This window comes from Falsiroseomonas sp. HC035 (assembly GCF_050563525.1).
Lineage (GTDB): Bacteria > Pseudomonadota > Alphaproteobacteria > Acetobacterales > Acetobacteraceae > Falsiroseomonas.
Genome location: NZ_JBNXUN010000030.1, coordinates 23283 through 29540 on the forward strand (window position 1 = coordinate 23283; position 6258 = coordinate 29540).

4 protein-coding genes are annotated in these 6258 nt (G+C 67.5%); all 4 read right to left on the reverse strand.

What is annotated here, in order from left to right:
* Positions 1–29 precede the first annotated feature (29 nt).
* The 4 genes from ACLF3G_RS27950 to ACLF3G_RS27965 all read right to left on the reverse strand — a co-directional run bounded on the left by ACLF3G_RS27950 (position 30) and on the right by ACLF3G_RS27965 (position 5820).
* Complete coding sequence (locus ACLF3G_RS27950; RefSeq protein ID WP_430672658.1) at positions 30–3185, reverse strand: efflux RND transporter permease subunit; 3156 nt, start codon at positions 3183–3185, stop codon at positions 30–32.
* 6 nt (positions 3186–3191) lie between these two features.
* Entirely contained in the window at positions 3192–4376 is a 1185-nt protein-coding gene (locus ACLF3G_RS27955; RefSeq protein WP_430672659.1) for an efflux RND transporter periplasmic adaptor subunit, read from the reverse strand.
* Positions 4377–4615: 239 nt separating this feature from the next.
* Entirely contained in the window at positions 4616–5293 is a 678-nt protein-coding gene (locus tag ACLF3G_RS27960) for a ferric reductase-like transmembrane domain-containing protein (protein ID WP_430672660.1), read from the reverse strand.
* Positions 5290–5820: a hypothetical protein gene (locus ACLF3G_RS27965; protein WP_430672661.1), complete on the reverse strand. Its 531-nt coding sequence runs from the start codon at positions 5818–5820 to the stop codon at positions 5290–5292. Before ACLF3G_RS27965 ends, ACLF3G_RS27960 begins: the two co-directional genes overlap by 4 nt.
* Between the last annotated feature and the right edge of the window lie 438 nt (positions 5821–6258).

Here is a 6258-nt window from a genome sequence, read left to right on the forward strand (position 1 = left end):
CGCCTGCCTGCCCTCCTTGGTTTGGGCACTCACTCCGCAGCGCCCGGTCGTGGAATGGCCGCCTGGTCCGAGCTCGTGAAGGCTACCGCGCGCTGGGTGCGAAACAGACGCAGCACCAGCACGAAGAACACGGGAACAAACAGCACGGCGAGGACCGTCCCGGCGATCACCCCGCCGATGACGCCGGTGCCAATCGCGTTCTGCGCGCCGGACCCGGCACCGGAGGCGATTGCCAGGGGCACCACGCCGAGGGTGAAGGCGAGCGAGGTCATGATGATCGGTCGAAGGCGCTGCCGTGCCGCCTCCATCGCCGCTTCGATCAACGACAGGCCGCGGTCGTAGCCGTCGCGCGCAAATTCGACGATCAGGATGGCGTTCTTGGCCGACAGGCCGATGGTCGTCAGCAGTCCGACCTGGAAGAACACGTCGTTGGACATGCCGGCGAAAAGGGTGGCGAGGACCGCGCCCAACACCCCGAGCGGTACCACCAGCATGACGGCGGTCGGGATCGACCAGCTTTCGTACAGCGCCGCCAGGCACAGGAATACCACCAGCAGCGAAATGGCGTAGAGCGCCGGGGCTTGGCCTGAGGATTGCCGCTCCTGGAATGAGAGGCCGCTCCAGTCGAAGCCGAAGCCGGGGGGCAGTTGCGCCGCCAGCCGTTCCATCTCCGCCATTGCCGCGCCGGTGGTGAAACCAGGCGCCGGCTGGCCCTGGATCTCGCGCGAGGCGGTGCCGTTGAAGCGTTCGAGCCGCGGCGAGCCATAGACCCATTCGGTGCGGCCGAAGGCCGAGAACGGCACCATCTGCCCAGTCGCGTTGCGGACGAACCATTGGTCGAGGTCGCTGGGCACCATGCGCGACTCCGGCTGACCCTGCATGTAGACGCGCTTGATGCGGCCCCGGTCCATGAAGTCGTTGACGTAGGTGGCACCCCAGGCGGTGGCCAGCGTGGCATTCACCTCGGTAATCGACAGACCGAGCGCGCTGGCACGTTCCCAATCCACCACCAGGCGGAACTGCGCCTCGTCGTTCAGGCCATTGGGCCTGACCCCGGTCAGCACCGGACTGGCAGCCGCCAGCCCCAGCAACTGGTCGCGCGCTGCCATCAGCGCCGCATGGCCCATCCCGCCGCGGTCGAGGAGCTGGAAGGCGAATCCGCTGGCGTTGCCCAATTCGCGCACGGCGGGTGGCGCGGCGGCGAAGATCATCGCGTCCTGGTAGCGGGAGAAGCGGGCATTGATCCGAGCCGTCAGCGCCTGGACGCTGTTCTCCGGTCCCGGCCGCTCATCCCAGTCGCGCAGGCTGATAAAGCCGAGCCCGGCATTCTGCCCTCGGCCGCTGAAGGCGAAGCCGTTGATGGCGAACAGGCTGTCGACCACCCCGGACTCTTCCTCGCGCAGGTAGCGGCCCAATTCGTCCAGCGCATGCTGGGTGCGGTCGGTGGTGGCGCCAGGTGGGGCGATGACCTGCGCGAAGGCGATACCCTGGTCCTCATTCGGCAGAAACCCGCCGGGCAGGCGCAGGAAGCCGTAGCCGAGGACGCCGAGCAGCACGGCGTAGATCAGCAGCATCCGGGCCGGCCGTCGCAGGCTGGCTCCGACGCTGCCAACGTAGCCGCGCGTCATGCGCTCGAAGCCGCGATTGAACCAGCCGAACACGCCGCGCTTGCCCAGGCCGGGCTTGTGCGGCCTCAACATGGCGACGCAGAGAACCGGGGTGAAGAAGACGGCGACCAGCACCGACAAGGACATCGCGGTAGCGATGGTGACGGAAAACTGCCGGTAGATCACACCCACTGATCCGCCGAAGAAGGCCATCGGCAGGAACACCGCCGACAGCACCAGGCCGATGCCGATCAGCGCGCCGGTGATCTGGTCCATGGATTTCCGCGTGGCTTCCAGCGGCGAGAGATGCTCCTCCGCCATCACCCGCTCGACATTCTCGACGACAACGATGGCATCATCGACCAGCAGGCCGATGGCCAGTACCAGACCGAACATGGTCAGGGTGTTGATGCTGAACCCCAGTACCTGAAGCACCGCGAAGGTGCCCAGCAGCACGACCGGAATCGCCATGGTCGGGATCAGTGTGGCGCGCAGGTTCTGCAGAAACACGAACATCACCACGAACACCAGTACCACCGCCTCGATCAAGGTGAGGATGACGCTGCTGATGGAGCGCTGCACGAAGGGCGTGGTGTCCTGCAGATAGGCGATCTCGATCCCGGCTGGAATGCTCGGGCGCAGCTGGTCGATGGTGGCGCGGACCGCCGCCGCGGTGTCGAGCGCATTGGCCCCGCTGGCGAGGCGGATGCCAATGCCGCTGGCGGGCTTTCCGTCCAGCAGGCTGTCGATGGCGTAGTTCTCGCTGCCGATCTCGACACGGGCGACATCGCGCAGGCGCACCTGCGCGCCATCCGGCTGCACCCGCAGCAGGATGGCGCCAAACTGCTCCGTGGTCTGGAGGTAGGAGGGGCCGATGATGGTTGCGTTCAACTGCTGGCCGGGTGCCGCCGGCAGCGCGCCCATCTCGCCGCTGGAGATCTGCACATTCTGGGCCCGCACCGCGGCGGCGACATCGCTCGGCGTCATGCCGTAATTGACCAGTCTGGCGGGGTCCAGCCAGATGCGCATGGCGAATTGCGCGCCGAACACCTGGTAGTCGCCGACGCCGGCGGTGCGGCTGATCGGGTCCTGGATGTTGGCAACTAGGAAGTCGGAGATGTCGGCCCGTTCCATCCGGCCATCGACCGACACGAAACCCACCACCATCAGGAAATTGCCGGAGGATTTGACCACGCGGATGCCCTGCTGCTGCACCGTCTGCGGCAGGCGGGGCGAGGCAAGCTGGACGCGGTTCTGTACTTGCACCTGGGCGGTGTCGGAGTTGGTGCCTGGTGCGAAGGTCAACTGGATTCGCGCGGCGCCATCCTTGGTGGCCTGCGAGTCGAAATACAGCAGATTGTCGATGCCGCTGAGCTGCTGCTCGATGACCTGCACCACCGTGGTCTGGACCGTCTCGGCCGAGGCGCCAGGATAGCTCACATTGATGCTGATGGCGGGCGGGGCGATGGCCGGGTATTGCGCCACGGCCATGCTGCGCAACGCAAGCAACCCCGCCAGCATGATGCCGATCGCGATCACCCAGGCGAAAACCGGGCGGTCGATGAAGAAGCGCGCCATCGGCCGCTAGCTCCCTGCCGCCGTGACGCTGCCTTCGGTGGCGTTGACCCTCGACCCGGCGCGGATTCGCTGGAAGCCTTCCAGCACCACGCGGTCGCCGGGGTTCAGCCCCCCTGTCACCAGCCAGTCATGGCCGACCGCCCGGTTCGCGCGCAGAACGCGCTGTTCGACGACACCCTCGCCATTCACGACGAAGGCCATGGGCTCGCCGCGCGGCGTGCGGGAGACCGCCCGCTGCGGCACCAGCAAGGCCCGGTTGGTGACGCCTTCCTCGACGCGCGCGCGGACGAACATGCCAGGCAGCAGCAACTGGTCGGGGTTGGGGAACACCGCGCGCAAGGTGACGGAGCCGGTGCCCTGGTCGACGATGACCTCGGAGAACTGGATCTCGCCCGCATGGGGATAATCGGAGCCATCCTGGAGCACCAGGCGGGCCACGGCCAAATCCGCCGAGGGGCGGCGCAGCACGCCCTCCGCGATGTCGCGCCGCTGTTGCAGCAGGGCGGCACTGGGCTGGGTCAGGTCGACGTAGATCGGGTCGAGCTGTGCCACCGTGACCAGGGCCTCATCCTGGCTCGCCGTGACCAAGGCGCCCGTGGTGATGCCGGCGCGGCCGGTCCGCCCCGCGATGGGCGAGGTCACCCTGGTGTAGCCGAGGTCGATCCGCGCCGTATCCAGCGCAGCCCTGGCAGAGACAACGTCGGCCTGGGCCTGCCGCAGCGTCGCCTCGGCATTCTCCAGATTCTGCTGGCTGACCGCCTGGGCACGCGCCAGGGTGCGGTAGCGGTTGACAGTGCCCGTTGCGGCGCCGACAGCCGCCTCGGCCCGCGCAAGGGCCGCCTGCGACCGCCGGACCGCGGCCTCAAACGGGGCCGGGTCGATCTGGAACAGCGGCTGACCGACCGCGACGGCCTCGCCTTCGGTGAACAGCCGGTCGCGCAGCAGGCCGCCCACCTGCGGCCGGATCTCGACGACACGGAAGGGTGTCGTCCGTCCGGGCAGGATGGAGGTAATGGGGATTTCCTGCTGCCGCAGCGTCACAACCGTGACCGACGGCGGTGGCGGACTGGCCGGCGCCGCGGTTGCACCGGAGGGTGCTTCGTCGCAGCCAGCGGCGAGCAGCGCCAGGCCAATCAGGACCGGGCCGATCAGGAGCAGACTGGAGGGCGCCGCTCTGCGCGGGGCAACCATGGGGATGCCGGCGTGCGGCTGTACGGCAGGAGAGGACATCGAACCTCGGAAGAAGCTGAGGTCGTCATATGTTGGGACACTGCAAAGTTTCCAGTTAAGATTTGTGTCGCCGGGAACGAGACAGGCTGAGCGCACCCGCCCCGGACACGTACGACCCGAACAAGCGCTGGTAGTCGTCGATCAGGCCGACGCCCGGTGGAACCGGCGGTGGCTGCGCTGAACTCGCCCGGAGTCCTCGATCAGGCTCCGTCGCCCCTACTGGCACCGTTCATCACCGCGGTGCGCCTGGCGCGGCGGCCGCTCTGGCTTGCCATCCTGCGAATGTCGGCAAGCAAGCGCGGATCGAGCACCACCCGTGCTGCCGCCACCGTGACCAGTCCGCACAGGGCTGCCTTCGATACGATCCCCATCGTTCCGTCGATCAGCATCGCATGCACGACGGTGCCCACGACGATGACGACGGCGAGGATCATGTGACAGAGGCGCCAAACCGCCAGCCTCAGTCGCCCTCGAAGTACGGCCAGGAGTGCGGTCGCGAAAACCGCCCACATTGCGACCACGCCCCATGCCGAAAATGGCGTTGGTGAATCGAAGAGGAGCGCATCGACGACGTCCGGCGGGCTTGTCAGCCAAAGCCCCGCGACGTGGACCACTACCGCCGCCACGAGCCCCGCCCCGACCCAGGCGTGCAGGCGCCGCCCGAGCCGCACGCGCAGGCCCGGCAGGTATCCACCGGCGAGCAGGGGTTGAATCAGGAGCAGTGCCAGCGCAACCACCCCCGCCAAGCCAGCCACGATGTAGATCGGATCGCGCCATGCGAGCAGAGGACTCGTCGCCGCGACTACGACCGGCACGCCGACGGCGACCGCAAGGGCTGTCCAGATCAGGGCTGAACGCACCCGCCTGACACCGATCACGCCTGTTGCAGGATGAAGTCCGCGCTCAGGCTCGTGTCGCGGGCGCTCCGCATCAATGGGCGCAGGAAGACCGTCGCGAAGCCGTTGTCATCGTACTGCGCATCATAGGCGAGGTGCCCGTGCGCCTGGCCGAAGGCGGGCACGATCTGGGGCATCTCCATCCTGAACACGCCATTCGCATCGGTCAGCGTCGCGCCGTGGCTGTGCGGGTCACGTTCATGCCCCTCGGTGGTGTGCGCCCAGACCTGGATGCGAATGCGCGGCAGCGGAGCGCCATCGCCAGCGCGCCGAACTGTGCCGGTCAGCCAGAAGCCCCCATTGCCGATGCGATTCACGATCGGTGCACCAGGGCGATAGTTGTTGTCGCCGCCCCGCATCGTCCGCGTCGGGGCAAGGCCCTGCGCGCGCAGCGGAGCGAGGAGGCCAAAGCCGGCGGACGTCAATGCGGCACCGACAGTCATGGCGCCGGCGACAAGAACCTTACGCCGCGCCTGATGTGTTCGGGTCATCGTGATCTCTCCCGTCATGTTGGCAAGTGTCCCTGATGGCTGGGTTTCGCCTCCAGGCCAAAAGCTGCAAGTGGCGATGGCCTTATGCGTCGCCGGTTTGATGTGGGGGGAGAGAACGTGCGGTAAAGCGCTGGTCCGGCATTTGGATGAGTGCTGTCGCCGGTGGGCCCATCCACTGCCCCAGTCGCGCCGTGTGTAGGCCTTCCTATCGAGGTCAGGCGGTTGATGCTGTTCACGTCTCTGGTGCGTGGAAGTGGAAGGACCTGTCGAAGGCGTGGACCGCCATCACCAGGGTCCGCAGGTCGGGCGGCTGGCCTCAACCGCGGGTCCCGACCCCTCGGGGTCAATTTCTGGGGGCAGCCGGGAGGCTGGGGCGAAATTTACAGCACTCCCCGGGTGGAGGCGGCGGATCGGGTCGTCGACGAGACGGAGCGAACTGGCTCTTGAGGGCGGGAG